This window comes from Amycolatopsis sp. WAC 01375 (genome assembly GCF_003947325.1).
GTDB lineage: Bacteria > Actinomycetota > Actinomycetes > Mycobacteriales > Pseudonocardiaceae > Amycolatopsis.
On record NZ_QHHW01000054.1, the window covers coordinates 176,708 to 202,440 of the forward strand.

Consider the following 25,733-nt stretch of genomic DNA (forward strand, 5'->3'; position numbering starts at 1 on the left):
AACTCGGTGGTCAGGAACCGAGGTAGCGCAGGATCGCCAGGACGCGGCGGCTGTAGCCGGCGGTGGTGGCCAGTCCGAGCTTGTCGAAGATGGCGTTGACGTGCTTCTCGACGGCGCTCAGCGACACGAACAGCGACTCCGCGATCCCGGTGTTCGTGTGGCCCTGCGCCATTTTCTCCAGCACTTCACGCTCCCGGACGGTCAGCTTCGCGAGCGGATCGGTGTGCGTGGTCCGCGCGAGCAGCCGCCGGACCACCTCCGGATCGAACGCCGCCCCACCCGCGGCGACCCGGTCGAGCGCGTCCAGGAATTCGCCCACCTGGGCGACCCTGTCCTTCAGCAGATAGCCGACGCGTTCGCCGTCGCCGGTGATCAGCTCGGCGGCGTAGCGCTTCTCGACGTATTGGGAGAGCACCAGGACGCCGATCTCCGGCCAGCGCTTCCGGATCTCGAGCGCCGCGCGAAGGCCCTCGTCCGTGTGGGTCGGCGGCATGCGGACGTCGGTGACGATCACGTCCGGCCGATACGCCGCGGTCGTCGAGAGGAGCGCCTCGCCGTCGCCGACCGACGCCACGACCTCGTGTCCCTCTTCGACCAGCAACCGGACCAGCCCCTCGCGCAGCAGGGTCGAGTCCTCGGCGAGGATCACCCGCACGGCAGCACCGCCGTCACCACGGTCGGCCCGCCGAGCGGACTGTCCACAGTGAACTCGCCGTCCGCGGCCGCGACGCGCATCGCGAGGCCGGAAAGACCGCCGCCGGACTCCCGCGCCCCGCCCGTGCCGTCATCGGTGATCCGCACCCGCACCCTGTCCCCGTCCCGCTCGGCCTCGATGTCGATCCGCGTCGCCGCGGCGTGCTTGATCGTATTGGTGACCGCTTCGGACGCGACGAAGTAGACGACGGTCTCGATGGCCGCCGGTGGCCGTTCCGGCAGGTCGACCCGCAGGTGGACCGGTACCCCGGAGCGTTCCGCGAGCGCTTCCAGCGCGAGGTGCAGCCCGTCCGAGTCCAGCGCGATCGGATACACCCGCCATGAGACCTCCCGGAGGTCTTCGAGGGCGCGTTGGGATTCTTCGTGCGCCTGCCGTAGCAGCTCCGACGCGTGGCCCGGATCGCCGGCGCGCCGCGCCCGGCCGAGCAGCATCCCCAGCGCGACGAGCCGCTGCTGGACGCCGTCGTGCAGGTCCCGTTCGATTCGGCGGCGCTCGCCGTTGACCGCCTCGACCACCTCCGCCCGGCTGGTCGCGAGTTCGGAGACCCGGCGGCGCAGCTGTTCTTTCTTGCTGGGGCCGAAAAAGCTCATCGCCAGCTTCTGGTCCAGCGTCGCGGCACCGAGGAGTCCTTGCAAGGAAAGGAAAACGAGCAGTGCGCCGAAGAGCGACGTGGTGACCGGGTCGTACCAGTCGGCAGGGGCGTCGCCGCCGGGCGACCTGCCGTCGAGGAGCTGATATCCGATGATCAGGCCGGATGCGGCCCCCGCCAGGATCAGGCCGAAGATCGCGGCGCTGAGCAGCCCGACGACGCAACGCGGGATCAGGTAGGCCATCGCGCGGCGGTCGGTGTAATCCGTCGCGTTCTCCATGCCGAAGTACTTCTCCAGCCGCTGTCGCTCCATTTCGGACAGTGTGCGGGCGCCAGAGAAGACGGGCCGCCGCAACGCGGGGACCGCGAGCGCGATGCCGCCGAAGAGCAGGTAGAACAACTCCGCGACCGCTGTCATGGCGCCGATCGCCAGGCCCAGCGTGCCGCGGAGCATCTTGCGCAGGTAGCGGCGCATCGCTGCCGGAATGGGCATAGCGCCAGGTTAGCGGGGTATCCGAAGGTCGGTATTGCGGTTTTCCGCAGTGATTTATGCCGCTTCACCGCAGGGTGCGGAACCCGGGCAATTCGTACGTTCGTTGGTACCCGCAGACGACCACGAAAGGCCGCCATGAACCTCCTCCTCGCCGAAACCGCCAACGAATCGATGGGCGGCCTCGCCGGCTGGGCAGTGTCACTGATGGACTCACTGGGAGGTCCTGGTGCCGCGATCATCGTCGGACTGGACAACCTGTTCCCGCCGATCCCGAGCGAACTGGTGCTGCCGCTCGCCGGGTTCTCCGCGAGCCGGGGGACGTTCACCCTGGTGGAAGCGCTGGTGTGGACCACCTTCGGCTCGGTCGCCGGCGCGGTCATCGTGTATTACCTCGGCCTGCTGCTCGGTCGCGACCGCACGCGCCGCTGGATGGCGAAGATCCCGCTGGTCAGGACCTCGGACTTCGACAAGACCGAAGCCTGGTTCCAGAAGCACGGTGCCAAGGCGGTGTTCCTCGGCCGGATGGTGCCGATCTTCCGGAGCCTCATCTCCCTGCCCGCCGGGATCGAACGCATGCCTTTCTGGCGGTTCCTGGCGCTGACCACGCTGGGCAGCCTGATCTGGAACACCGGGTTCGTCCTGGCGGGTTACGGCCTCGGGGAGAGCTGGCACCTGGTCGAGAAGTACGCCGGGTTCTTCCAGTACTTCGTGATCGCCGCCGTCGCGATCGCGCTGGCCCTCTTCGTGCTGAGCAGGCTGCGTGAGAAGAACCGCACGAATGCCTGAGCCGGTGCGGGGCGCCCAGCGCGGGCGCCCCGCACACGGTGGTCAGGAACGGAAGGGGCCGGTCACCTCGTAGGTGATCCCGCCGGAGGACGAACCGGAGGTGCCGCGTTGCGACGAGAAATACAGCCTGTTCCCGGCGGGGGTGAACGCGGGACCGCAGATTTCCGACGAGCTCTGGCCGTTGATCCGCAGGAACGGTGCCACGATGTCGTTCGGCGTGATGATGCAGATCTCCATGTTGCCGCCGTCTTCGGCGACGTACAGGTCGCCGGACGAGGTGCCGGTGACGTTGTCGACGCCGGTCAGCGGCGCCGAACCGGGGCTGACCAGCGAGTCGTCGTAGGCGAGTTCGTAGGTGCTGTTCGTCAGGTTGAGCTGCCAGACGCGGTTGTCACCCTTGGTGGTGAACCACGCGGTGTCGTTGGCGTAGTGCAGCCCTTCGCCACCGCTGAACCGCTTGGCACCGGAGACCTGGTTGCGGGTGGCGGTGGGGGAGCCGTCGGGGTCGGGCACGTTCGCCCAGGTGAAGCTGCCCGATGTCGCCGTGCCCGCCTTCAGCACCTGCAGCGTTCCGGAGGAGAGATTGCCCCAGGTCGTCGGGACGAAGCGGTAGAAGCAGCCGTCCGAGGTGTCTTCGGTCAGGTAGACGACCTTGCGCACCGGGTCGGCCGCGGCGGCCTCGTGTTTGAACTTCCCCATCGCGGGCCGCTGGACGGCGGCCGTGGCCGGACCGTTCGGCTGGCACTCGTAGACGAATCCGAGATCGATCTCCTCGCAGGAAAGCCAGGTGTTCCAAGGAGTCTTGCCGCCCGCGCAGTTCTGGCGCGTGTTAGCCAGGATGCGGTGGGCGCCGGTGATGTTCCCGCTCGCGTCGAATTTGACCGCGCTCGCGCCGCCGCCGGGGGTGATCTCCGAGTTCGACACGTAGATCCAGCCGCTGCCGTCGGCGAACACCGCGCCGCCGTCCGGCGCGTTGTGCCAGGTATACCCGGTGCTCGCGACCGTCTGGCCGGACCGGGCGATGACCCGGCTGGTGAAGCCCGCCGGCAACTGGATCCCGTTCGCGTCGGCCGCCTGAAGCGCGCCGTACGGGCTGGGTCCGTTCTGGGCGGGTGCGGCGAGGGCCGCCCCCGAGAGCCTGTTTCCGAACGCCGTGACACCGGCGCCGACCACGGCCGCGCGCAGGAAATTCCGTCGCTTCACTCATGCCTCCGAGACATCCGCTGATGTGGTGGTGCGGGAAGGAGCGGATCGGAGAGTACGGGCGGAACGGGACTTCCAGGTGAATTCGGGGCGTATTCACCGCGAGAAGGCAACTTTCGTAGGGAACCCTCGCCCAGCACTATTTCCCGGGCTTTGCGGAGCCCGGGCGCCTCGGCCCCGCCGCGTTGTTCCGCGACGGCCAAAGCGAGCAGTATCCGATCGAGTGAAGCGTATCCGCCATTGCGGTGGTGACGACGTCCGATCAGGTGACGCCAGCCGTCGAGATGTTCGTCGAGCCCGGGCTCTCCCGGAACGGCGCGGAGCAGGACCCGAAGCAGGACTGTCATCTGGTTTTCGTTACTGGGCAAGGTGTCGCGGGCCAGCGTGTCGGCCAAGGTGCTGCGGGATTGACCGGTCGCGGCGGCCAGCGCGCGGATGCTGAGGCCGCTTCGGTCGCGGAGCTCGCGCAAATGCGCCATGAACGTCGATTCCGTGTTCATCGGCGTGCCCGTGCGGGCACGGTCCGGCCGAAGACGGCGCTGAAGAGCCCGATCGCGCCCCCCGCCGCGATCGGCGCGCTCGTACCGGCGAAGGTCAGCAGTGTGGTGAATGTGGCGAGAACGCTCAGGCAGACGATCTGACCGGTCGAAACGCACCTGCGCCTCGGCCGCAACGGGGAAAGAATTCCTTGACTCATGGCCTTGCCCTCTCAAGGGTCACGCACCCCGGCTGGGTGGCACGCAATACACGTTATCAAAACGTGATAGGGAGTTTAAGGCGAGTCAATGTCCGGGTTCGTCCGGATTCCGGAATGCCGAAAGCCCCGGACCCTTGGCGGGATCCGGGGCTTCAGGGCTGTCGGGCCTCGCGCTGTTACGCCGCCTGAGCGACCGGAGCCGTCGCCGGGGCCAACGCGATGTCCAGCACGTCGCGGACGTTCGCCACGGCGTGGACGTCCAGCTGTGCCAGCACTTCGGCCGGGACGTCGTCCAGATCGGGCTCGTTGCGCTGCGGGATGATCACCGTCTTCATCCCCGCCCGGTGCGCGGCCAGCAGCTTCTGCTTGACCCCGCCGATCGGCAGCACGCGTCCGGTCAGCGACACCTCACCGGTCATCGCGACGTCCGACTTCACGACCCGGCCCGAAAGCAGGGATGCCAGCGCGGTCGTCATCGTGATGCCGGCGCTCGGCCCGTCCTTGGGCACCGCGCCCGCGGGGACGTGCACGTGGATGCCGCGGTCCTTCAGGTCGGCGACCGGAAGTTCCAGTTCGGCGCCGCGCGAGCGCAGGTACGACAACGCGATCTGCACCGACTCCTTCATCACCTCACCCAGCTGGCCGGTCAGTTGCAGCCCGGTCGAGCCCGACTCCGGATCCGCCAGCGACGCCTCGATGTAGAGAACGTCACCGCCGGCGCCGGTCACGGCCAGCCCGGTCGCCACGCCCGGGGTCGACGTGCGCTGGGTCGACGCGGGCAGCGAAGACTCCGGCAGGTGCCGCGGGCGGCCGAGGTAGGTTTCGAGCCCGTCGGCGTCGATCGTCAGCGGCAGCTCGACCTCGTCCAGCGCGACCTTGGTCGCCACCTTCCGCAGCACCTTCGCGATGGTCCGGTTCGCGTTGCGCACCCCGGCTTCCCGCGTGTACTCGGCGGCGATGCGGCTGAACGCGCCGTCGGTCAGCGTGACGTCGTCCTTGCCGAGACCGGCGCGGTCCAGCTCACGGGGAAGCAGGTGGTCGCGGGCGATGGTGACCTTCTCGTCCTCGGTGTAGCCGTCGAGGGAGACCAGCTCCATCCGGTCCAGCAGCGGGCCGGGGATGGTCTCGAGCGCGTTCGCCGTCGCGAGGAACACGACGTCGGACAGGTCCAGTTCGACCTCGAGGTAGTGGTCGCGGAACGTGTGGTTCTGCTCCGGGTCCAGCACCTCCAGCAGCGCGGCCGTCGGGTCGCCGCGGTAGTCGGCGCCGACCTTGTCGATCTCGTCGAGCAACACGACCGGATTCATCGAACCGGCTTCCTTGATGGCACGGACGATCCGGCCGGGCAGCGCGCCGACGTAGGTGCGACGGTGACCGCGGATCTCGGCCTCGTCGCGGATGCCGCCGAGCGCCACGCGGACGAACTTGCGGCCCATCGCCTTCGCCACGGACTCGCCGAGCGACGTCTTACCGACCCCGGGAGGGCCGGCGAGCGCCAGCACCGCGCCCGAACGTCGTCCGCCGACCGGGCCGAGCCCCGATTCCGCGCGACGCTTGCGCACGGCCAGGTACTCGATGATGCGTTCCTTCACATCGTCGAGACCGGCGTGATCGGCGTCGAGGATGGCTCGCGCGGCGGCGATGTCGTGGACGTCGGTGGTGCGCTCGTTCCACGGCAGCTCGAGGACGGTGTCCAGCCACGTGCGGATCCAGCCGCCCTCGGGGGACTGGTCGGAGGTCCGCTCCAGTTTGTCCACTTCGGACAGTGCGGCCTTCTTGACCGCGTCCGGCAGTTCGGCGGCCTCGACGCGGGCGCGGTAGTCGTCGTCGTTGGCCGTGCCGTCGAGTTCGCCCAGCTCCTTGCGGATCGCTTCGAGCTGGCGGCGCAGCAGGAACTCCTTCTGCTGCTTCTCCATGCCCTCCTGGACGTCCTTGCGGATGGTGTCGGTGACCTCGAGTTCGGCCAGCTGCTCACGGCTCCATTCGAGCGCCTTTTCGAGCCGTGTCGAAACATCGAGTGCGGAGAGCAGTTCGAGCTTCTGCTCGGTGTTCAGGTACGACGAGTTGCCCGCGAGGTCGGCGAGCGCGGACGGGTCCTCGACCTCCTGGACGGCGTCGATCATCTGCCAGCCGCCGCGCTGCTGGAGGATCGCGAGGACGACGCTCTTGTACTCGGACGCGAGCTTCGCCGAGTTGTCGTCGGTGGTCTCGGTGGCGACCTCGGCGTGCACCCAGCGGGCGGCGCCGGGGCCGTCGGCGATGCGGCCGACGACGGCGCGGCGGGTGCCGCGCAGCAGCACCGCGGTCTTGCCGCCGGGCACGCGCCCGATGCGCTCGACGGTCGCGATGGTGCCGAGTTCGGCGTACTCGCCGTGGACGCGGGGGACGATCAGCACCTCGGCCTTGGTGGCGGCGCTGGACCGGATCCCCGGGAAGGAAGCCTGGGCAGGCGTGTTGGCCTGGGCGGACTCCACCGCGGCCCGCGTCTCCGTGTCGGCGAGGTCGAGCGGGACGATCATGCCCGGCAGCACGACGTCGTCATCGAGCGGGAGGACGGGCAGGAGGCGGTTGTCGGTCATCTGTGCACTCCTCGGTTAGTTGAGTCTGCCTAGCTCAACTCTCCGATCGACCCGTTTGTTTCCTTTCCGCGTTCGCCGTCAGCGATCACCCACTCCTCCGACCTCTGCCCGGGGCGCGTCGCGTTTAGCCCCCTAAACGCGACGCGTTTCGGCCAGAGGTCAGATGTCAGGGGTGGACGGCGACTCCGCACCAGGCGAACGGCCGGGCACCTTCCTCGTCCCGTCGCAGGTCCCGCACCGGCCGCCAGTCGGGCAGGTGGACGACGCCGGGCTCCAGCAGCGGCCAGTCCCCGAAGAGCGGCTCGATCTCTTCGCGGTCCCGCATCCACACCGGGTTGCTCGTCTTCCGGTACTGCTCGACCATCCAGTGGAGTCCGTCGGCGTCCTCGCCGGTCTGGCCGCCGAAGCTCATATGCGACAGCCCCAGCCAGCTGCCCGGCGCCAGCGCGTTGCGGTAGGTCGCGACCAGCGTTGGCGGATCGTCGTGTGGCCCGGCGAAATGCAGGACGGCCATCATCATCAGGCACACCGGCTGCTCGAAATCGATCAGCCGCAACGTCTCCGGATGCCGCAGGACGTCCTTCGGCCGCCGCATGTCCGCGTGGACGATCCCGGCCCAGTCGGTCGCCTCGTGCCGCTCGAGGATCAGCTCCGCGTGCGCCACCGCGACAGGCTCGTAGTCGACGTACACGACCTTCGCCGTATCACCAGGCTCCAGTTCCTCCTGGAGGATCTCGTGCACGTTCCCGGCTGTCGGGACACCGGAACCCAGATCGATGAACTGCCGGATTCCCGCGTTCAGCGCGGCGCGCACGACCCGGTTCATGAACTCGCGGTTGTGCCGCGCACCCGGTTTGACCCACCGCCACTGCTTTTCCAGCGCGCGGGCGAACTCGCGATCGACCGCCCAGTTGTGGGTCCCGCCGAGGAACCAGTCGTAGATCCTCGCCGCGGACGGCTTTTCGGTGTCGACCCCGGTGGGTGCCACCGGGGCCGCGTCATCGTCCCTCGTCACAGAAACCCCCTGATCCTTCTGTGAAAGAGCTTATCGGGATCAGTAGACCGCCGGCCGCCGCTGCCAGTAGGTCCAGAGCGGCCGGTAGCCCTGCGCGTACCAGAACGGTGTCGAGCGCGGGTTGGCCAGAGCGTGGTGCAGCAGCACGGCTTCGGTGCCGCATTCGTCGAAGATCTGGTGCGCGTGCGCGGCGAGCGCCGTCCCCACCCCGCTCGAACGCGCCGGTTCGGCCACCGCCAGCGACGACAGGTAGCCGACCCGGTCGGCCGCGACCCGGCCGCTGACCCACGCCGTCTCGCCGGGGAACTGCACCCGCACCATGCCCAGCGCCCGGCCGTACAACTCGGCGATCCACAACGTCGGGTTCTCCCGGCCCAGGTGTTTCGACAGGTCCGCGGCGATCGTTTCCTCCGCGCCCTCGCGCAAGGTGACAGAACCGAACTGCGCGTCGTAACGCTGCAATTCCAGTTCGAGTCCGACGGCGGTTTCGAGATCATCCGCTTCGGCGGGCCGGATGTGCACTCCGGGAGTGGCGGGCGGTCCCGTCACGGCGAGCCGGTCGGCCGGGCGGACCGCGATCACCAGCACGGGCGCGAAGCCGCGGCGCAGCAATTCGGCCGAGCCGGGGGAGTCCCGGCTCGGCCGCACCACGGTCGCCGCCGTCTCGACATCCCCTGGTGGGGCCACGGTCTTCAGATGTTCATCCCATCGGGTGAGTAATGCGTCAAAGGCCGCTTCCGGGCGAGGGCCGGTGAGCCGCGCTTCGAGGCGATGTTCGACGAGGGCCCGCCACGGAGAGTCAGCAGAATCGGGACCCGCTTCAGTCCGTACCGACAATCCGGCGGCGGCCGAGTCGCCTTCTGTTGCGGAGAGTGACACGGCGCCCTCGGCAGGCTCCAGTGCAGGCATTTCGGGGAGCAGGGCGTCCACGGTGGCGAGCCGCTCGGCATGCCCGGCGGCGATGGCGTGGCTATTCATAGGGCTATTGAAGCCCCTACTGACGGGTCCGCAGGGAACTTCACGAGATTGGCCGGGGTGTGGCGTCAGGTGACTTCCGGTAGTCGGAAGGAACGCGAATAACGCTCCCATTTCACCCCTTGGTCCACGCAGGTCAGCGCGACGCGCCCATTGTTAACCCTGGGGTGATCTCATACTGTCTCGAATGGGACTTGGGTACGCCCTCCGGGGTACTGTATTGCCCTCGTCCCCGAGGTCGCGGTGGGACAAGACCGGTTGGGCAGCCGGGAAGGAAGGTCGGATGCCGGACACGAACGGCAGGCCCGGGAGCGCCGCACAGGCGACAGCGGGCAAGGGAGGCGCCGTTACGGAGGCTCGTACCGACGAGCGACGGTTCCGCGTCTACACCTTCGCGGTACTCACCATGGGCATCGCCGCCGCGGCCGCGGTCAGCCTCTGGCTGGACTTCGAGGCCTCGGACGATCTGTTGTGGATCGGGCCGATCCTCGCGCTCGCGTTCCTGCTCGCCGAACAGCTCGGCATCAACGTCGACGTCCGCAGCGGCATCTCGTGGACGATCTCGTTCACCGAGATCCCGCTGGTCATCGGATTCTTCGTCGCTCCCTTCGAAGTCGTGCTCGCCGCCCATCTCGCGGCGGGCATCGGAACACTGCTGGCCCGCAAGGTCGCGGGCCGCGTCCTCTACAACGCCGGCGCCTTCCTGCTGGAGATCACCGGCGCGTTCGCCGTGGCAGGACTGGTGAAACAGGCCTCCGGCGCCCACGACATGACCTGGATCGCCGCGCTGGCAGGCACTTTGACCGCGCCGCTGGTCAGCACGCTGCTCGCGCTCGCCGCCGTCCGCGTGCTGCGCCGCCGGATGCGGGTCAGCACCGCGATCCGGCTGACCGGCCGCATCCTCGTCGTCGGCTTCGTCAACGCTTCGGTCGGTCTTTCCGGTTATCTGGTCATTTCCGGTACGCCGAAGGCCTGGCCGCTCGTGCTGGCCGTCTTCCTCGGGCTCACCGCGTTGTACTGGGCGTACTCGGATCTGCTCCGCGAACAGCGCGACATGGAAGCGTTGTCCGACGTCAGCCTGATGGTCGCGCGATCCGGTCAACAGGCCGCCGCGCGGCCCGCCGGACGAGCCGACGAACTCGTCGGCGGCGTCGACGTCCGCGAGTGGGCGACCATCGCCGAACGCATCAAGGATCAGCTGGCCGCCGGCCGTGTCGTGCTCAGGCTGCGGCTGGAACCGAAGGACACCATGCGGATGGTCGTCGCCGGCGACGAACTCCCGCCCGTCGACCCGGCCGCAGACGACCCGTTGCTGCGCCTGCCCGGCGCGCACGTCCGGCATTTCCGGATCACCGAAGCCAATCCCGACGTCCGCTCCGCGTTGCTCGACCGCGGCGCGCAGGAGGCGCTCGTCGTGCCGCTGCGCAGTGCGAACCAGCTCCTCGGCGTCGTCGAAGCGCACGACAGGCTGTCCCGCTGGCGTGGTTTCGGCAAGTACGACGTCCAGCTGCTCGGCACGATGGCCAGCCACCTCGCGACCTCGCTGGACAACCGGCGCCTGCTCGCGACCCTGCGCCACGACGCCTACCACGATCCGCTGACCGGCCTGCTCAACCGGCCGGGTTTCCGCCAGGTCGCCAAGGAACCGTTGCGGGAACAGGTCGACGCGGTCGTGCTCCGGGTCGACCTCGACGTCTTCTCCACCGTCAGCGACGCCCTCGGCTACGTGTGGGCCGATCGGATGGTCATCGCCGCGGGCCGCCGGATCCGCGACGCGCTCGGCCCCGACGTCCCGCTCGCCAGGCTCGAAGGCGCGTCCTTCGCGGCGCTCCTCGTCGGCTGCGCGCCGGAACGCGCCCAGGCCGCCGCGGAGCTGCTTCGCGCGGAACTCGTCGCCCCGTACCCGGTGGACCGGCTCTCCGTCGAAGCCAACGCGATGATCGGTTACGCCACCTCGTCGGCGGAAGACGACGACCAGGTCGACGTCGACGGGCTCCTGCAACGCGCCGACGTCGCCGTCCGCGCGACCAAGGGCGGCGAAGAGGTCCGCGGCTACATGGCCAGCATGGGCCAGATCTTCATGCGCCGGTTCCAGATGGTCACGCAGTTCAGGCAGTCGCTCGAAGAAGGCCAGCTGAGCGTCCATTACCAGCCGAAGATCACCTTGCCGAACCGGCAGATCCAGGGCGTCGAGGCGCTCGTGCGCTGGGTGCATCCGGAGTTCGGCAGGCTCGGCCCGGACGAGTTCGTCCCGGCGATCGAAGCGGCAGGCCTCATCGGCGTCCTGACGTCGTTCGTGCTCGAAGAGTCGTTGAAGCGCGTGCGGAAGTGGCTCGACGAAGGCCTGCGCATCTCCGCCGCCGTGAACCTGTCGGTGCGGAACCTTGCCGACGAGGACTTCCCGACGAAGGTCGCCCGCGAACTCGACCGCTTCGGCATCCCGCCCGAGTTGCTCACCTTCGAGCTCACCGAGTCCGGTGTGATGTCCGACCCACAGAAGGCGCTGCCGATCCTGCGGGAACTGCACTCCCTGGGCATCGTGCTCGCCGTCGACGACTTCGGCACCGGTTACTCGTCGCTGGCGTACCTGCGGCAGCTCCCGGTCGACCAGGTCAAGATCGACAAGAGCTTCGTCCTCGGCATGGGCACGGACCTCGGCGACCTCGCCGTCGTGCGCTCCATCGTCGAACTGGGCCACTCGCTCGGCCTCACGGTCGTGGCGGAGGGCGTCGAGGAGGACGTCGCGCGGGATCAGCTCGAGGCGATGGGATGTGACGTGGCACAGGGCTACCTCATCTCGCGGCCGCTGCCGGAGGACCGCCTGGAGGCGTGGCTGCAAGCCCGCACGGCGCGCTCGCCCGGACGACACTCCGAGACCGTTTTGACCCTGCTGACCTGAGGTTTCGCGGTTAACCACCCCCCTGTTCCGACCCCTTCGAGGACTTGGTAATCTTTCCAAGTCCTCGCGAGAGGCAAGGCCCCTTTAGCTCAGTCGGTAGAGCGTTTCCATGGTAAGGAAAAGGTCTACGGTTCGATTCCGTAAAGGGGCTCGCAACCTCAGCCGCGTCACGCCTGCGTGTCGCGGCCAGGGTTATGTAAGGGCGGTGTAGCTCAGCTGGCAGAGCAAGCGGCTCATAATCGCTGTGTCGCCGGTTCAAGTCCGGCCACCGCTACGCGGTAATCCTGGGTATCCCAGGCCTAGTAGAGAAGGAAATGCTGTGGCTGCCACTGACGTGCGACCGAAGATCACGCTCGCGTGTGAGGAGTGCAAGCACCGCAACTACATCACCAAGAAGAACCGGCGCAACAACCCGGATCGCCTGGAGATGAAGAAGTTCTGCCCGAACTGCGGTACGCACCGGACTCACAAAGAGACCCGCTGAGCGTCTAGCGGTTCTACCTGTCTCACCCGAAGCCGTCCTGGTCAACCAGGGCGGCTTCGGGCATTTCGGGGTTCGGTAGCCTGCTCGGGTGGCCTTGGACCAGTCGTTCACCGGGCGGGTGTACCCGCCGACCAGTACCTATGAAGTGAGTCGCGAGAAGATCCGGGAGTTCGCCGACGCGCTCGGCGACACGAACCCGCTCTACCGCGACACCGAAGCGGCGAAGGCGGCCGGGCACCCCGACGTCATCGCGCCGCCGACGTTCCTCACGATCATCAACCTCGCCTCGATCAACGCGATCGTCTCCGACCCGGAGCTGGGTCTCGACTATTCGCGGATGGTCCACGGCGACCAGCGGTTCACCTACACGCGGCCGGTGCACGCGGGCGACGTCCTGTCGCTCACCACGTACATCGACAACATCATGACCCGCGCCGGGAACGACTTCATCAACCTGCGCGCCGAGATCTCCGGCGCCGACGGCGGCCCGATCGCCACCACGTACGCCCAGCTCGTGGTCCGAGGGGAGGGCGCGTGAGCACGTTCACCGCCGGAGAAGAACTGACGCCGCTGACCGTCGACGTCACCAGGGAGCAGCTGGTGCGCTACGCCGGCGCTTCGCTGGACTTCAACCCCATCCACTGGAACGAGGCCTTCGCCAAGGAGGTCGGCCTGCCGGACGTCATCGCGCACGGGATGCTGACCATGGCGCTCGGGGCGCGGCTCGTCACCGACTGGCTCGGCGACCCCGGCCGCCTCGTCGACTACTTCGCGCGCTTCACGCGCCCCGTGGTCGTGCCGAACGAGGGCGCCGCGACGATCGAGTTCACCGGGAAGGTCGCCGTGGTCAACGACGACGGCACCGCTCGCATCGACATCACCGCCAAGTTCGAGGGCAAGGCCGTCCTGGGCAAGGCGCAGGCGGTCGTCCGCGCCTGACCTCGAAAGTGATAGCAAGGGACCTTTGCTAGCGTCGCTTAGCATGCCTAAGCAAGCGAGAGCAAAGGTCCCTTGCTCTCTTTCCGCAGGTCAGCGGCACTTGAGGAGACCTGCGGTGGCTCGCGTAGGGACGCGAAGGTGCTTCGCGAGCTTAAGAAAGCCTGCTTCGCGCGCTTAAGCGGCTGTAAGGCGCATGACCGGACCAATGACGCCCACCGTGTGGATTTTGAGGCGTTGGATGACCTGAAATCCACACAGTCCCGCGTGACAGGTCCAGTCATGCAAGCGCGGACCCCGCCAAGCGCGGACCCCGCCAAGGGCGCGAGCCACCACACCTCAAGCGAGCCTGAGCAGCTTCTCGATGACCTCCGCCATGCCTTCAGCGCCCCGGGCGTTCGGGTGCAGTGGCGCGGCGGGCACCGAAGGCGCGGGGCCTTCGACCCATCGCCGGTTCGCGGCGCTGCACATGTCCCGTCCCTTGCTCGCGGTCGACATATCGGCGAAGCCCGCTTCGTGCTCCTTCGCCGTCTCCTGCAGCGCCGTGTTCAGCCGCTTCAGCGAGTCGCGGAAGTAGGCCACGTCTCCCGCGCCGACCGGCAGGACCGGCCAGCAACCGGCGTCGTCGTCCGGAAGCACCGTCGGGTACCCGACGACCACGATGCGCGCCGAAGGGGCCTTCGAGCGGATCTGGTCCAGGATTCCGCCGAGCCGGTCCGCCGCCGCGGTGATCCGCTCGACGAGCTGGTCGCGGCCGCCCGCGGTCAGCTGGGTCTTGCAGGGCGAAGCCGTCTGCTGCTGCGTCGCGCACTGGCTCGCGAACCCGACGAAGCCCACGTCGTTGCCGCCGATCCCGACGGTCACCAGCGTCGTGTCGCCATTGATGGCGTCGAGCTGCGGAGCGTTCGTGCCGTCACGGGTCTTCTGCTCGCCGGTGAGGTGTTCGGTCGTGGCGCCACCGCAACTGGCATCGACGAACTCGGCCGGACGCAGCTTCGCGGCCAGGAGGCTCGGGTAGTTGTTGTCCGAACGGTCGCAGCCCGCCGGCGCGCCCACGGGCCGTCCGGTGCCCGGCGAAGCCGTATAGGAATCCCCCAGCGCCACGTACCGGCCCGAGCCCTCCGAAGTGGTGACCCCCGCCGGTCTCACCGACGTTCCACGCTCCCACAGGTGGTAGGCGATCCCCAGGACGGACAGCACGATCACCAGGAAGAGGCAGCCCCCGCCAGTTTTCCGCCGCGTCACCCGTTCGTTGTACGCGACCTGGGTCACTTTTGTCATCGGTCCGACCGTCGGTGAAGCTCGGGTGAACGGGTGATCTCGGGTTGCGTGAGACGTGGATCACATCCAAGGTGGGCGGGTACCTGGCACCGAGGAAAGGCGAAAACGTGAGCCTGAACTTGAACAAGCTGGTCGACAAGGCGTGGGAGGACAAAAGCATCGGCGAGCTGCTCGACGCCCCGCCGTCCGCGCTCGAGGGCCTGACCAAGAAGCACGACGAGCTCCTCGCGGAGCTCAAGATCAAGACGATCCGGGACCTCGGCAACTGGAAGTACGCCGCGAAAGCCCACGCACTCATTCAGCTCGCCGACGGCGAATCCTGACTTCTGAAGGCCCTTCCCGGCGGGGAGGGCCTTCAGGCTGTCGGGACGAGGTCGCGCAGCTCGGCGGCGAGATCGAGGGCATGGGTGACGTCTCGCGCGAGGTAGTGCGGGTCGACGAAGGCCTCGGTGATCCCGGTTTCGGCGGCCGCCGCCAGCTGCGCGGCGACGTCCTTGAGGTCGGTGCCGGGTTTCGGGTTGATCCGCAGCACCCGCCGCAGCGCACCTGGGTCGCGGCCCGCCTTCTCGGCCGCGCTCACCACGGTTTCCCAGAGCTTCGCGAGATAGGGCGCGGGCAGCCCGGCGGGCAACCAGCCGTCGGCGCGGCGGCCGACGCGGTCCAGTGCCGCCGCCGAAAGCCCACCAAGCAACACGGGCGGATGCGGATTCTGTGCCGGTCGCAGCCCCACCTTCGACGCCGGGATCCGCCAGCGTTCGCCTTCGTGCTCGACCGGATCGCCGGTCCAGAACTCCCGAAGGACGTCGAGGAGCTCCTCCAGCTGCTTGCCTCGGCCCTTCCATGGCGTGCCCGTCGCGGTGTACTCGTCGCGAAGCCAGCCAGTGCCCAGCCCGACATCCAGCCGGCCGCCGCTCACCTGATCCAGTGAAGTCAGCATCCGGGCCAGCACCACGGCGGGATACACCGTCCCGGTGAGCGTGCTGGTGCCGAGCCGGACCCGTCGGGTGACGGTCGCGGCAACCGTCAGCAGGATCAGCGGATCCGCGAACGTGACGAACTCCGGCGGGTACGGCCGTTCCGGGGTGCCGCCGGGGTAGAAGTCCGACGGTGAGACCGGGGCCAGTACCCGATCCCCGACCCACAACGACTCGTATCCGAGTTCCTCGGCGGCCGCGGCGAAACCGGGGACGGCGTCCAGGGAAGCGAGGGGACCGTACTGCGGAAGGGCGATTCCCAGGCGCATCACGGTCACCGTGCTTCCGTGAGCAGCCGGCCCATCCTGGAGATCCCTTCGGCGAGATCGTTTTCGTTCAACGCATAGGAGATCCGGAAGTACCCCGGCGTCCCGAACGCCTCGCCGGGCACCACGGCGACTTCGGCTTCGCGCAGGATCAGATCGGCCAACGCGGCCGTGTCGGCCGGCCGTTCACCGCGGATCTCCTTGCCCAGCAAGGCTTTCAGGGAGGGGTAAACATAGAAAGCGCCGAGCGGCACCGGAGTCTCCACTCCCGGGATCTCGGAAAGCAGTGAAAGTGCCTTCTTTCGCCGGGAATCGAACGCTTCGCGCATCGCGTGAACGGCGTCGAGCGGACCGCTCACCGCGGCCAGCGCGGCCCGTTGCGCGACGTTCGAAACGTTGCCGCACAAGTGCGATTGGTACGCCGTCGCCGCCTTGACCACGTCCTGCGGCCCGAGCAGCCAGCCCACCCGCCAGCCCGTCATCGAGTACGTCTTCGCGACACCGTTGAGCACGATCGTCCGGTCGGCGAGTTCCGGGACCAGGACGGGCATCGAGGGCGCTTCGGCACCGTCGTAGACCAGGTGCTCGTAGATCTCGTCGGTGATGACCCAGAGGCCGTTCTCGTGCGCCCAGCGCCCGATCGCCTCGACCTGTTCGCGCGGGTACACCGCGCCGGTCGGGTTCGACGGCGACACGAACAGCAGCACCTTCGTGCGCGGCGTCCTGGCGGCTTCGAGCTGCTCGACGGTGACCAGGTAGCCCGTCGCCTCGTCGGCCGTGACCTGCACCGGGACCCCTCCGGCGAGGGCGATCGACTCCGGGTACGTCGTCCAGTACGGCGCGGGCAGCAGCACCTCGTCGCCCGGGTCGAGCAGTGTCGCGAACGCCGAGTAGACCGCCTGCTTGCCGCCGTTCGTCACCAGGACGCGGCCGGGGTCGACCTCGTACCCGGAGTCGCGCACGGTCTTCGCCGCGATCGCTTCACGCAGCTCCGGCAGCCCGCCCGCGGCGGTGTAGCCGTGATTGACCTTGTCGCGGACGGCCGCTTCGGCGGCTTCGAGCACGTTGGCCGGGGTGGGGAAGTCCGGCTGGCCGGCACCGAAGCCGATCACCGGACGACCCTGCGCCTTGAGCGCCCGGGCCTTCGCGTCGACAGCCAGCGTGGCCGACGGCGTGATGCCGCCGATGCGGGCCGAGACGCGGGAAGCCGGCGAAGGCGAGGGTGCGGGAGCGCTCATGGCGACATCGTGGCACGATCATGGGGTCGGCCGTGGGGGAGTTTCCTCGCGGAAGGCTGCTCCGCGCCGCTTTGAGGGGCGCGGTTGCGAAGCTGTTCCGGGGTTGCCGTAGACTTCTGGTCTCGGAACGCACTACGGTCATCCCCGCCACGGCGGTGGGGACGATGGAATGCGTCCTCGGGAGCTCCAGAGCATCGGGGTTCCAAAGGGGTGTAGCTCAATTGGCAGAGCAGCGGTCTCCAAAACCGCAGGTTGCAGGTTCAAGTCCTGTCACCCCTGCGTAAGCGAACTGGTGAAGGCGGAGGAGTGGTCGTGAGCGACAGCGACGCCAGCGGTGAGAAGGCGCAGGACGGCGCCGGGCAGAAGCCCGACGAACAGTCCCGCCCGGTGACCGCCGCTGCCCGGCGTGAGCGCCGTGCGTCCGCGCGCCCGTCCGGTAAGGCCGACGCCAAGTCGGACGACAAGACCCGCCCCGCCGGCAAGGCGAAGGCCGGGGACAAGACCGAGAAGTCCAAGGACGCCAAGGGCACGGCGACTCCGAAGCGCGACCGCAAGCCGAAGCAGGCGTCGATCTTCGCCCGGCTGATGCGCTTCATCCGCGAGGTCTGGGCCGAGCTGCGCAAGGTCATCTGGCCGAACCGCAAGCAGATGGTCACCTACACCGCGGTGGTGCTGGTCTTCGTGGTGTTCATGGTGGCGCTGGTGAGCGGCCTCGACCTGGCCTTCAAAGAGGTCGTCGGTGCCGTCTTCGGCAGCTGAGGCAGCCGTTCGCGGTGCTTGAGCGCATCGCACGGTGGCCTGCGCCACGGCAACCGATCAACTGAGAGGACGGAACGTGACCTCCGACAACGGCACAGCAGCCGGTCATGAGCTGACCGAGCTTTCCGACGAGCAGGTGCACGCGGCACTCGGCGACGAGCAGTCCGAGCACCTGGACTCCGTCGAGGTGCCCGCCGCAGGCGACGAGGTCGACGAAGCCGGAGATGTCGCGGAGGCCGAAGAGGCGTCCGACGAGACCGACGACACCGCAGCCGACGACACCGCCGCCGAAGCCGACGAGGACGTCGACCCGGTCGCGAAGATGCGCGCGGAACTCAACGCCGCTCCCGGTGAGTGGTACGTCGTGCACTCGTACGCGGGTTACGAGAACAAGGTGAAGACCAACCTCGAAACCCGGACCCAGACCCTGGACGTCGAGGACTACATCTTCCAGATCGAGGTTCCGACCGAAGAGGTCACCGAGATCAAGAACGGCCAGCGCAAGCAGGTGCAGCGCAAGGTGCTGCCCGGCTACATCCTGGTCCGGATGGACCTGAACGACGCCTCGTGGAGCGCGGTGCGCAACACGCCGGGTGTCACCGGGTTCGTCGGCGCCACGTCGCGTCCGTCGCCGCTGACCGTGGACGAGGTGCTCAAGTTCCTCGCGCCCAAGGTCGAGACGGCCACGCCCGCCAAGTCCGGCAAGGGCGAGGCTGCCGCTTCCGAGTCGCAGCTGGGTGGCCCCGCGGTCGAGGTCGACTTCGAGATCGGCGAGTCGGTCACCGTCATGGACGGCCCGTTCGCGACGCTGCCCGCGACGATCTCCGAGGTCAACGTGGACGGGCAGAAGCTGAAGGTCCTGGTGTCGATCTTCGGCCGGGAGACCCCGGTCGAGCTGTCGTTCAACCAGGTCTCCAAGATCTGACGGCTGCCAGACGGCCGGCAGTCCCCGCGTACTGGCAGGTGTGCGGGGGACTCAAGTCAGTAAGAAGGAACAAACGAAATGCCACCCAAGAAGAAGAAGCTTGCGGCGATCATCAAGCTGCAGATCAAGGCGGGTGCGGCCAACCCCGCGCCGCCGGTCGGTCCCGCGCTGGGTCAGCACGGCGTCAACATCATGGAGTTCTGCAAGGCCTACAACGCCGCGACCGAGTCGCAGCGTGGGGACGTCGTCCCGGTCGAGATCTCCGTGTACGAAGACCGCTCGTTCGACTTCAAGCTCAAGACGCCGCCGGCCGCGAAGCTGCTGCTGAAGGCCGCGGGCGTGGAGAAGGGCTCCGGCGAGCCGCACAAGACCAAGGTCGCCAAGGTCACTTGGGACCAGGTCCGCGACATCGCGAAGACCAAGGAATCCGACCTGAACGCGCACGACGTCGACCAGGCCGCGAAGATCATCGCCGGCACCGCCCGCTCGATGGGCATCACGGTCGTCGACTGAGCTTCACCCCCGCACCACCGTGGGAGAGCCAGTGCTGGCTCCAACACCACACTGATCCGTTGAAGAGTTAAGGACAGAAGCAATGCCCAAGCACAGCAAGGCCTACCGCAAGGCTCTTGAGCTGGTGGACCGCGAGCGGCTCTACGCCCCGCTCGAGGCCGCGAAGCTGGCCAAGGAGACTTCCTCCGCGAAGATGGACGCCACCGTCGAGGTCGCGATGCGCCTCGGTGTCGACCCTCGCAAGGCCGACCAGATGGTCCGCGGCACCGTGAACCTGCCGCACGGCACCGGTAAGACCGCCCGCGTCATCGTTTTCGCCGTTGGTGACAAGGCCGCCGAGGCCGAGGCCGCCGGCGCGGACGTGGTCGGCACCGACGAACTGATCGAGCGCATCCAGGGTGGCTGGCTCGAGTTCGACGCCGCGATCGCGACGCCGGACCAGATGGCCAAGGTCGGCCGTATCGCCCGCATCCTCGGCCCGCGTGGCCTGATGCCGAACCCGAAGACCGGCACCGTGACCCCCGCGGTCGCGAAGGCCGTGGCGGACATCAAGGGCGGTAAGATCAACTTCCGCGTGGACAAGCAGGCCAACCTGCACTTCGTCATCGGCAAGGCCTCGTTCGACACCGAGAAGCTGGTGGAGAACTACGCGGCCGCGCTGGACGAGATCCTCCGCGCCAAGCCGTCGTCGGCGAAGGGCCGTTACCTGCGCAAGGTCGTCGTCTCCACGACGATGGGCCCGGGTATCCCGGTCGACCCGGCCCGGACTCGCAACCTCCTCTCCGAGGACGCGTGAGTCTGAGTTAGACATCACTGAGAAGGGGGCGGTCCCGCTACGGCGGGGCCGCCCCCTTTTCGTGTTTGCTTGAGGGCATGCCTACCTTCGCGTCGTTCGACGGGCTTCAGCTCAGCTACACCGTTTGGGAAGGTAAAGGGCGTCCGGTGCTGCTACAGCACGGCTTCGCCGCGGACACGAACGCCAACTGGATCGCGCCGGGCGTCGTCGACACCCTCCAGGACGCGGGGTTGACCGTGATCAGCCTGGACGCGCGCGGCCATGGACGGTCGGCGAAGCCGCACGACGAGGCGAGCTACGGCGACGACGCGATGGTCCGCGACGTGTCGGCGTTGCTCGACACGCTGAACCTCGACGAGGTGTCGATGGTCGGCTACTCGATGGGCGCGATGATCGCGCTCGGCGCGGTGGCCGCCGACCCGCGGATCCGGTGCCTCGCGATCGGCGGGGTCGGTTCGGGGATCGTCGACTTCGGCGGGGTGGACACCCGCGTCGTCACGCCGGAGGCGATCAGTGAGGCTCTGCTGACGGAGGACCCTTCGACGGTTCCGCCGTCCTCGGCGCCTTTCCGGATCCTCGCCGACGCGTTGCGGGCGGACCGGATCGCGCTCGCGGCCGTCGCCCGTGGGACGGCGAATCCGAAACTGGACCTGACGGCGATCGCCGTGCCGACCCTGATCCTCGCCGGGGACACCGACCCGCTGGCCGCGGAACCCGAACGCCTTGCCGCCGCCATCGCCGGTGCCCGCCTCGTCCGCGTCCCCGGCGATCACATGGCCGCCGTCATGCACCCCGCCTTCGGCTCGGCGCTGACCGGCTTCCTGACCTCTCACGACCTCTGACCCGCGTCGCGTTTAGCCCGCTAAACGCGATCGGGCGCGCACTTGCGTTTAGCCCCCTAATCGCGATCCGGCGGCGCACTTGCGTTTAGCGGGCTAAACGCGATCCGGCGGCAGGAAGCGCAGGTCAGTTGCCGGTCGGGGGAGCGGGGCAGGGCTCGGGGGAGTTCGCGTGCCCGGTGATCAGCCACTGGCCCATCTCGACTTCCTGGAGGGTGAAGCTGCCCAGCAGGGGGCCTCCGCGGATGTTGTACCAGCACGAGTGGATCGTCAGGTTCTGCCGCGGGACCACGCTCGACATCGGGCGTACCGCGTAGATGTACGGCGTGATGTCGGTGACCTTGGCGTTCAGGGCCGGGACGGCGGTCGCGCAGTCCGGGTAGCCGAGGTCGCGGGCGAACTGGGCCTGCGCCTGCTCGCTCATCGACAGGCAGACCTTCTCGACCCGGGTGGCCGGCGGGTACGGCTTGCCGATCGTGTCGTAGATGGCCCGCACGGCCTCCCAGGGATTGGTCGAAAGCACCTGGTTCGTGTGGTGCTTGCCGCCGCCGCCCTGGACGAACGTCGCCGTGTCCTCACCGGCGTCGCTGGGGAAGATCTGCCGGTAGGCGATGGTGGCCCCGATGCAGATCAGCAGGATCACGATCACCCAGGCGAGAAGCTTCCCGCCCAGACGTCGCAGCCAACGCGGCGCGCGCGGCCGAGAGGCTTTGACGAGTTCGCCGTGCGGCGGTCCCGGAGGCACGGGCGGCTGTCCACCGTAGTGCTGGGTCACGGGCTGCGTGGGCTGAGACGGCACGAGGCCCTGCTGCTGTGCCTCGGTGAACTTCAGATAGTCCTGGAACTGCTGAAACTGCTGGAACTGGCGCAGTTGCTCCTCGTCCAGCCGGGGCGCGGGCTGACCCCCCGCCTTGGGCTCGATGTCCGTGCCGGGCTCGTTGCCCGGCTTTCCGTCATCACGCTGCTCCGCCACGTCACCATGATGCCTCGCGAGCCCGCCCGTGCACTCCGCCGGTCGCGTTTAGCGGGCTAAACGCGATCCGGCAGGGGCCCGTGCGGAGGCCGAAACAGGGTCACGTACTCTTGTCAAGGTTCTACCGAAGACCGCTGGTCTTCTCCTGGTCATCTGGCCTGGAGAACGAAGGCCCCGCTAGGGCGGGCGACCCGCGCAGGAGGAACGAGGCTCGCCGCGACGTTCACCGTCGCGTGCCCTGACGCCCCGCGCCTGTCTGCGCTGGGGCGTTTCGTCGTTTCAGGGCTCTCAAGGCCAGTGGACCACTAGCCAAGAGAGGAGGCGACCATGGCGAAGCCTGACAAGGAGGCGGCCGTCGCCGAGATCGCGGAGCGTTTCCGCACCAGCTCGGCCACAGTCGTTACCCAGTACACCGGCCTCTCCGTGTCCCAGCTGTCCCAGCTGCGCCGCGCTCTCGGCACCAGTGCCAAGTACCGGGTCGCGAAGAACACCCTCGTCAAGCGTGCCGCCACGGACGCGGGCATCGAGGGCCTCGAAGACCTGTTCGTCGGCCCGACCGCCATCGCCTTCGTCGAAGGTGAAGCTGTTGACGCCGCGAAGGCGCTTCGCGACTTCGCGAAGGACAACAACGCGCTTGTGATCAAGGGCGGCTACATGGACGGCAAGATGCTGTCCGTGGACGAGATCACCAAGATCGCCGATCTCGACAGCCGTGAGGTCCTGCTCGCCAAGGCGGCGGGCGCGTTCAAGGCGAAGCTGTCCCAGGCCGCCGCGCTGTTCCAGGCGCCGGCGTCCCAGGTCGCTCGCCTGGCTGCCGCGCTGGAGGACAAGCAGCGCAACGCCGGTACCGAAGCAGCCGAAGCACCCGCCGAGAGCTGAACACCCCCCCCACCCCGAACTTTTAGTTCGTTTCAGAGAGGAAGCCACCATGGCGAAGCTGAGCACCACCGAGCTGATCGACGCCTTCAAGGAGCTCACCCTTCTTGAGCTGTCCGAGTTCGTGAAGGAATTCGAGACCACCTTCGACGTGACCGCGGCCGCCCCGGCTGCCGTCGTCGCCGCCGGCCCGGTCGGCGCCGCCCCGGCCGCCGCCGAGGAGCAGGACGAGTTCGACGTCGTTCTCGAGTCCGCCGGTGAGAAGAAGATCCAGGTCATCAAGGTCGTCCGTGAGGTCGTCTCGGGTCTGGGCCTGAAGGAGGCCAAGGAGCTGGTCGAGGCCGCTCCCAAGGCCCTCCTGGAGAAGGTCGACAAGGAGGCCGCCGAGGCCGCCAAGGAGAAGCTCGAGGCCGCGGGCGCCAAGATCACCATCAAGTGATCCCGGGCGCGTCAGCGCCTACCGCAGCACCGTCGAAGGGGCGGGCATCCAGCACGGATGCCCGCCCCTTCGCTGTCTCCAGCCTCCGGGCCGGAGCGCCTTTAGCCCCCTAATCGCGACGCGTAGCCACGCTAAGTACCCGAGCGCGCCCAGGGCGCCGGATCGCGTTTAGCCCGCTAAACGCGATCCGGCGCGACGTCGAGCGACACCCCCGCTGACCTGCGTTTAGCCCCCTAATCGCGATGCGGTAGCGCCCCGACCTGGGCAGGGCCCGGTTGTGGATCTGCGAGCGGGAGTGACGTGCACTACGGTGCTGCAAGCGGTGCACGGGCCGGTGGCGGACTGCGCGAAAAGTTACCCGCGGGTCTGGCCAGAAAAGAAAACTGGTGAGTAACCTGTTCGCACTCAGCTCGTTGCACCTGGTTGACGCGGGTATCGCTGCGCGAACGCATGCGTCCTCTCGGGCCAGTGGCACGGGACGGCAGTGCGCGACGACGCGGAACAGCTCCTGGAGGTGCGATGGGTGCCGAGGTGGTCATCGAAGGTCTTTCGAAGTCCTTCGGTAAGCAGGCCATCTGGCGGGACGTCACGCTGACCCTGCCTCCGGGCGAGGTTTCGGCGATGCTCGGTCCGTCCGGAACCGGTAAGTCCGTCTTCTTGAAGTCGATGATCGGTCTGCTCAAACCGGACCGTGGCCGTTGCATGATCAACGGCGTCGACATCGTGACGTGCTCCGAACACCAGCTCTACGAGGTGCGCAAGCTCTTCGGCGTCCTTTTCCAGGACGGCGCCCTGTTCGGGTCGATGAACCTCTACGACAATGTGGCGTTCCCCCTGCGGGAGCACACGAAGAAGTCGGAGACCGAGGTCCGCCGGATCGTGCTCGAGAAGCTCGAGATGACCGGTCTCAACGGCGCCGACAAGAAGCTGCCCGGCGAGATCTCCGGCGGTATGCGCAAGCGCGCCGGTCTCGCCCGCGCTCTGGTGCTGGATCCGCAGATCATCCTGGTCGACGAGCCGGACTCGGGTCTCGACCCGGTCCGCACGACCTATATCTCCCAGCTTTTCCTGGACGTCAACGCGCAGATCGACGCGACGTTCCTGATCGTCACGCACAACATCAACCTCGCCCGCACCGTGCCGGACAACCTTGGCATGCTGTTCCGCAAGGAACTGGTCATGTTCGGTCCCCGCGAGGTGCTGCTGACCAGCGAGGAGCCGGTCGTCAAGCAGTTCCTCAACGGCAAGATGGACGGCCCCATCGGCATGAGCGAAGAGAAGGACTCGGCCCAGCTCGCCGCCGAGCGCGCGATGTTCGAGGCCGGTCACCACGCGGGCGGTGTCGAGGACGTCAGCGGGGTGCCGCCGCAGATGCAGCCGACGCCCGGCGTTCCGACCCGGATGGGCGCGATCCGCCGCAAGGACCGGGTCATGCAGATCCTGCACGGCCTGCCGAACGAGGCGCAGCAGAGCATCATCGAGTCGCTCTCTCCGGAGGAACAGCAGCGCTACGGCGTCCGCCCGCAGCGCCTCGCGACCGCCGGGCACCGGTCGGTGCCCGCCGAGAGCTCGATTCCGAACCATCACCAGGGGCAGCTGCCCGACGACCAGGTCGCCCACATCCCGCACCCCGGGAGAGCAGGCAACCACCGCTTGCGGCCACAAGATCCGGGGTCAGGTGGCGCGTGAGCTCTTCCGCTTCATCGGCGAAGATCCCCGGGATCGGCATGTTGCGCGAGACCGGGAACCTGTTCGCTCTCGGCCTCGACATCGTTCGTGGCATCTTCCAGCGCCCGTTCCAGCTGCGGGAGTTCATCCAGCAGGCCTGGTTCATCGCGAGCGTGACGATCCTGCCGACGGCGCTCGTCGCGATCCCGTTCGGCGCGGTCATCTCGCTGCAGTTCGGTTCGCTCGCCCGCCAGCTCGGCGCCCAGTCCTACACGGGCGCCGGGTCGGTGCTCGCCACCGTGCAGCAGGCCAGTCCGCTGGTCACGGCGCTGCTGGTCGCGGGCGCCGGCGGTAGCGCCGTCTGCGCCGACATCGGCGCGCGGACGATCCGTGAAGAGATCGACGCCATGGAGGTGCTCGGTGTCTCCGCGGTGCAGCGGCTGATCGTGCCTCGTGTGCTCGCGATGATGCTGATCGCGGTCCTGCTCAACGGCATGGTCAGTGTCATCGGCGTGCTCGGCGGTTACTTCTTCAACGTCGTCCTCCAGGGCGGGACGCCGGGCGCGTACCTGGCGAGTTTCTCCGCGCTGGCCCAGCTTCCCGACCTCTGGGTCGGCGAGCTGAAGGCGCTGATCTTCGGCTTCATCGCCGGGGTCGTCGCCGCCTACCGGGGACTGCACCCGTCCGGCGGCCCGAAGGGCGTCGGGGACGCGGTGAACCAGTCGGTCGTCATCACGTTCCTCATGCTGTTCGTGGTGAACTTCGTGATCACGCTGATCTACCTGCAGATCGTGCCCGGAAAGCTGGACTGACGC

27 protein-coding genes and 3 tRNA genes are annotated in these 25,733 nt (G+C 68.1%); 18 read left to right on the forward strand and 12 right to left on the reverse strand.

Annotation, left to right across the window (positions count from 1 at the left end; all coding sequences use genetic code 11):
- Positions 1 to 10 precede the first annotated feature (10 nt).
- Together DL991_RS35805 and DL991_RS35810 are read right to left on the reverse strand one after the other, a co-directional pair.
- Positions 11 to 655 (reverse strand): response regulator transcription factor, encoded by a 645-nt coding sequence (locus DL991_RS35805; protein ID WP_125788777.1) that lies wholly within the window; start codon positions 653 to 655, stop codon positions 11 to 13.
- Positions 646 to 1,797, reverse strand: coding sequence for a sensor histidine kinase (locus DL991_RS35810; protein ID WP_233599194.1), 1,152 nt, complete (start codon positions 1,795 to 1,797; stop codon positions 646 to 648). Before DL991_RS35810 ends, DL991_RS35805 begins: the two co-directional genes overlap by 10 nt.
- A gap of 135 nt (positions 1,798 to 1,932) precedes the next feature.
- Here DL991_RS35810 and DL991_RS35815 point away from each other — a divergent pair, with 135 nt between their 5' ends.
- Positions 1,933 to 2,583, forward strand: a complete 651-nt coding sequence (locus tag DL991_RS35815) for a DedA family protein (protein WP_125788778.1) — start codon at positions 1,933 to 1,935, stop codon at positions 2,581 to 2,583.
- A gap of 42 nt (positions 2,584 to 2,625) precedes the next feature.
- On the opposite strand, the gene DL991_RS35820 is transcribed toward DL991_RS35815, so the two are convergent.
- From DL991_RS35820 to DL991_RS35840, 6 genes are all read right to left on the reverse strand, one after another.
- On the reverse strand, positions 2,626 to 3,786 hold the full coding sequence (locus tag DL991_RS35820) for an alkaline phosphatase PhoX (RefSeq protein ID WP_125788779.1): 1,161 nt from the start codon (positions 3,784 to 3,786) through the stop codon (positions 2,626 to 2,628).
- Positions 3,783 to 4,286, reverse strand: a complete 504-nt coding sequence (locus tag DL991_RS44115; RefSeq protein ID WP_370308852.1) for a helix-turn-helix domain-containing protein — start codon at positions 4,284 to 4,286, stop codon at positions 3,783 to 3,785. The genes DL991_RS35820 and DL991_RS44115 overlap by 4 nt, the downstream gene beginning before the upstream one ends.
- Positions 4,283 to 4,483, reverse strand: coding sequence for a hypothetical protein (locus DL991_RS44120; protein WP_125788780.1), 201 nt, complete (start codon positions 4,481 to 4,483; stop codon positions 4,283 to 4,285). The genes DL991_RS44115 and DL991_RS44120 overlap by 4 nt, the downstream gene beginning before the upstream one ends.
- A 176-nt stretch (positions 4,484 to 4,659) precedes the next feature.
- Positions 4,660 to 7,062 (reverse strand): endopeptidase La, encoded by a 2,403-nt coding sequence (gene lon, locus DL991_RS35830; RefSeq protein ID WP_125788781.1) that lies wholly within the window; start codon positions 7,060 to 7,062, stop codon positions 4,660 to 4,662.
- Positions 7,063 to 7,228: 166 nt separating this feature from the next.
- Positions 7,229 to 8,077, reverse strand: a complete 849-nt coding sequence (locus tag DL991_RS35835; protein ID WP_125788782.1) for an SAM-dependent methyltransferase — start codon at positions 8,075 to 8,077, stop codon at positions 7,229 to 7,231.
- Between the two features lie 39 nt (positions 8,078 to 8,116).
- On the reverse strand, positions 8,117 to 9,055 hold the full coding sequence (locus tag DL991_RS35840) for a GNAT family N-acetyltransferase (RefSeq protein WP_125788783.1): 939 nt from the start codon (positions 9,053 to 9,055) through the stop codon (positions 8,117 to 8,119).
- A gap of 280 nt (positions 9,056 to 9,335) precedes the next feature.
- Between DL991_RS35840 and DL991_RS35845 the strand changes: the two genes are divergently transcribed.
- From DL991_RS35845 to DL991_RS35870, 6 genes are all read left to right on the forward strand, one after another.
- Positions 9,336 to 11,951 (forward strand): bifunctional diguanylate cyclase/phosphodiesterase, encoded by a 2,616-nt coding sequence (locus tag DL991_RS35845; RefSeq protein WP_125788784.1) that lies wholly within the window; start codon positions 9,336 to 9,338, stop codon positions 11,949 to 11,951.
- 78 nt (positions 11,952 to 12,029) lie between these two features.
- A tRNA-Thr gene (locus tag DL991_RS35850) sits at positions 12,030 to 12,102 on the forward strand.
- A 50-nt stretch (positions 12,103 to 12,152) separates the two neighbouring features.
- A tRNA-Met gene (locus DL991_RS35855) sits at positions 12,153 to 12,225 on the forward strand.
- A gap of 45 nt (positions 12,226 to 12,270) precedes the next feature.
- Positions 12,271 to 12,435, forward strand: a complete 165-nt coding sequence (rpmG, locus tag DL991_RS35860) for a 50S ribosomal protein L33 (RefSeq protein ID WP_005152047.1) — start codon at positions 12,271 to 12,273, stop codon at positions 12,433 to 12,435.
- Positions 12,436 to 12,523: 88 nt separating this feature from the next.
- Positions 12,524 to 12,973 (forward strand): MaoC family dehydratase N-terminal domain-containing protein, encoded by a 450-nt coding sequence (locus DL991_RS35865; protein WP_125788785.1) that lies wholly within the window; start codon positions 12,524 to 12,526, stop codon positions 12,971 to 12,973.
- Positions 12,970 to 13,374: a MaoC family dehydratase gene (locus tag DL991_RS35870; RefSeq protein WP_125788786.1), complete on the forward strand. Its 405-nt coding sequence runs from the start codon at positions 12,970 to 12,972 to the stop codon at positions 13,372 to 13,374. Before DL991_RS35865 ends, DL991_RS35870 begins: the two co-directional genes overlap by 4 nt.
- 336 nt (positions 13,375 to 13,710) lie before the next feature.
- On the opposite strand, the gene DL991_RS35875 is transcribed toward DL991_RS35870, so the two are convergent.
- On the reverse strand, positions 13,711 to 14,643 hold the full coding sequence (locus tag DL991_RS35875) for an SGNH/GDSL hydrolase family protein (protein ID WP_125789062.1): 933 nt from the start codon (positions 14,641 to 14,643) through the stop codon (positions 13,711 to 13,713).
- Between the two features lie 116 nt (positions 14,644 to 14,759).
- On the opposite strand from DL991_RS35875, the gene DL991_RS35880 reads away from it, so the two are divergent.
- Positions 14,760 to 14,975 (forward strand): hypothetical protein, encoded by a 216-nt coding sequence (locus DL991_RS35880; protein ID WP_125788787.1) that lies wholly within the window; start codon positions 14,760 to 14,762, stop codon positions 14,973 to 14,975.
- A gap of 32 nt (positions 14,976 to 15,007) precedes the next feature.
- On the opposite strand, the gene DL991_RS35885 is transcribed toward DL991_RS35880, so the two are convergent.
- Together DL991_RS35885 and DL991_RS35890 are read right to left on the reverse strand one after the other, a co-directional pair.
- Positions 15,008 to 15,904 carry a TIGR03619 family F420-dependent LLM class oxidoreductase gene (locus DL991_RS35885; protein ID WP_125788788.1) on the reverse strand — a complete coding sequence of 299 codons (897 nt, stop codon included), beginning with the start codon at positions 15,902 to 15,904 and terminating at the stop codon, positions 15,008 to 15,010.
- Complete coding sequence (locus tag DL991_RS35890; RefSeq protein WP_125788789.1) at positions 15,901 to 17,130, reverse strand: pyridoxal phosphate-dependent aminotransferase; 1,230 nt, start codon at positions 17,128 to 17,130, stop codon at positions 15,901 to 15,903. The genes DL991_RS35885 and DL991_RS35890 overlap by 4 nt, the downstream gene beginning before the upstream one ends.
- Before the next feature lie 206 nt (positions 17,131 to 17,336).
- On the opposite strand from DL991_RS35890, the gene DL991_RS35895 reads away from it, so the two are divergent.
- The 6 genes from DL991_RS35895 (at position 17,337) to DL991_RS35920 (ending at position 20,965) form a co-directional block, all read left to right on the forward strand.
- Positions 17,337 to 17,409: transfer RNA gene (locus DL991_RS35895), tRNA-Trp, on the forward strand.
- Between the two features lie 27 nt (positions 17,410 to 17,436).
- A complete protein-coding gene (secE, locus tag DL991_RS35900) occupies positions 17,437 to 17,889 on the forward strand; it encodes a preprotein translocase subunit SecE (RefSeq protein WP_007031001.1) in 453 nt (150 codons plus the stop codon).
- A gap of 76 nt (positions 17,890 to 17,965) precedes the next feature.
- Positions 17,966 to 18,814, forward strand: a complete 849-nt coding sequence (nusG, locus tag DL991_RS35905; RefSeq protein WP_125788790.1) for a transcription termination/antitermination protein NusG — start codon at positions 17,966 to 17,968, stop codon at positions 18,812 to 18,814.
- 78 nt (positions 18,815 to 18,892) lie between these two features.
- Positions 18,893 to 19,327, forward strand: coding sequence for a 50S ribosomal protein L11 (gene rplK, locus DL991_RS35910; protein ID WP_076164368.1), 435 nt, complete (start codon positions 18,893 to 18,895; stop codon positions 19,325 to 19,327).
- Positions 19,328 to 19,409: 82 nt separating this feature from the next.
- Positions 19,410 to 20,123: a 50S ribosomal protein L1 gene (gene rplA / locus DL991_RS35915; protein ID WP_125788791.1), complete on the forward strand. Its 714-nt coding sequence runs from the start codon at positions 19,410 to 19,412 to the stop codon at positions 20,121 to 20,123.
- 77 nt (positions 20,124 to 20,200) lie between these two features.
- Positions 20,201 to 20,965 carry an alpha/beta fold hydrolase gene (locus DL991_RS35920; RefSeq protein ID WP_125788792.1) on the forward strand — a complete coding sequence of 255 codons (765 nt, stop codon included), beginning with the start codon at positions 20,201 to 20,203 and terminating at the stop codon, positions 20,963 to 20,965.
- 124 nt (positions 20,966 to 21,089) lie between these two features.
- Here the strand turns inward: DL991_RS35920 and DL991_RS35925 are convergent, their stop codons facing one another.
- A complete protein-coding gene (locus tag DL991_RS35925) occupies positions 21,090 to 21,935 on the reverse strand; it encodes a hypothetical protein (protein WP_125788793.1) in 846 nt (281 codons plus the stop codon).
- Positions 21,936 to 22,262: 327 nt separating this feature from the next.
- Here DL991_RS35925 and rplJ point away from each other — a divergent pair, with 327 nt between their 5' ends.
- The 4 genes from rplJ (at position 22,263) to DL991_RS35945 (ending at position 25,730) form a co-directional block, all read left to right on the forward strand.
- The gene (rplJ, locus tag DL991_RS35930; RefSeq protein WP_125788794.1) at positions 22,263 to 22,814 is read left to right on the forward strand and encodes a 50S ribosomal protein L10; all 552 of its coding nucleotides are present in this window, start codon (positions 22,263 to 22,265) and stop codon (positions 22,812 to 22,814) included.
- A gap of 49 nt (positions 22,815 to 22,863) precedes the next feature.
- Positions 22,864 to 23,250, forward strand: a complete 387-nt coding sequence (rplL, locus tag DL991_RS35935) for a 50S ribosomal protein L7/L12 (protein WP_125788795.1) — start codon at positions 22,864 to 22,866, stop codon at positions 23,248 to 23,250.
- 519 nt (positions 23,251 to 23,769) lie between these two features.
- Complete coding sequence (locus DL991_RS35940; RefSeq protein ID WP_125788796.1) at positions 23,770 to 24,939, forward strand: ABC transporter ATP-binding protein; 1,170 nt, start codon at positions 23,770 to 23,772, stop codon at positions 24,937 to 24,939.
- 38 nt (positions 24,940 to 24,977) lie between these two features.
- Complete coding sequence (locus DL991_RS35945; protein ID WP_125789063.1) at positions 24,978 to 25,730, forward strand: ABC transporter permease; 753 nt, start codon at positions 24,978 to 24,980, stop codon at positions 25,728 to 25,730.
- Positions 25,731 to 25,733: the final 3 nt, after the last annotated feature.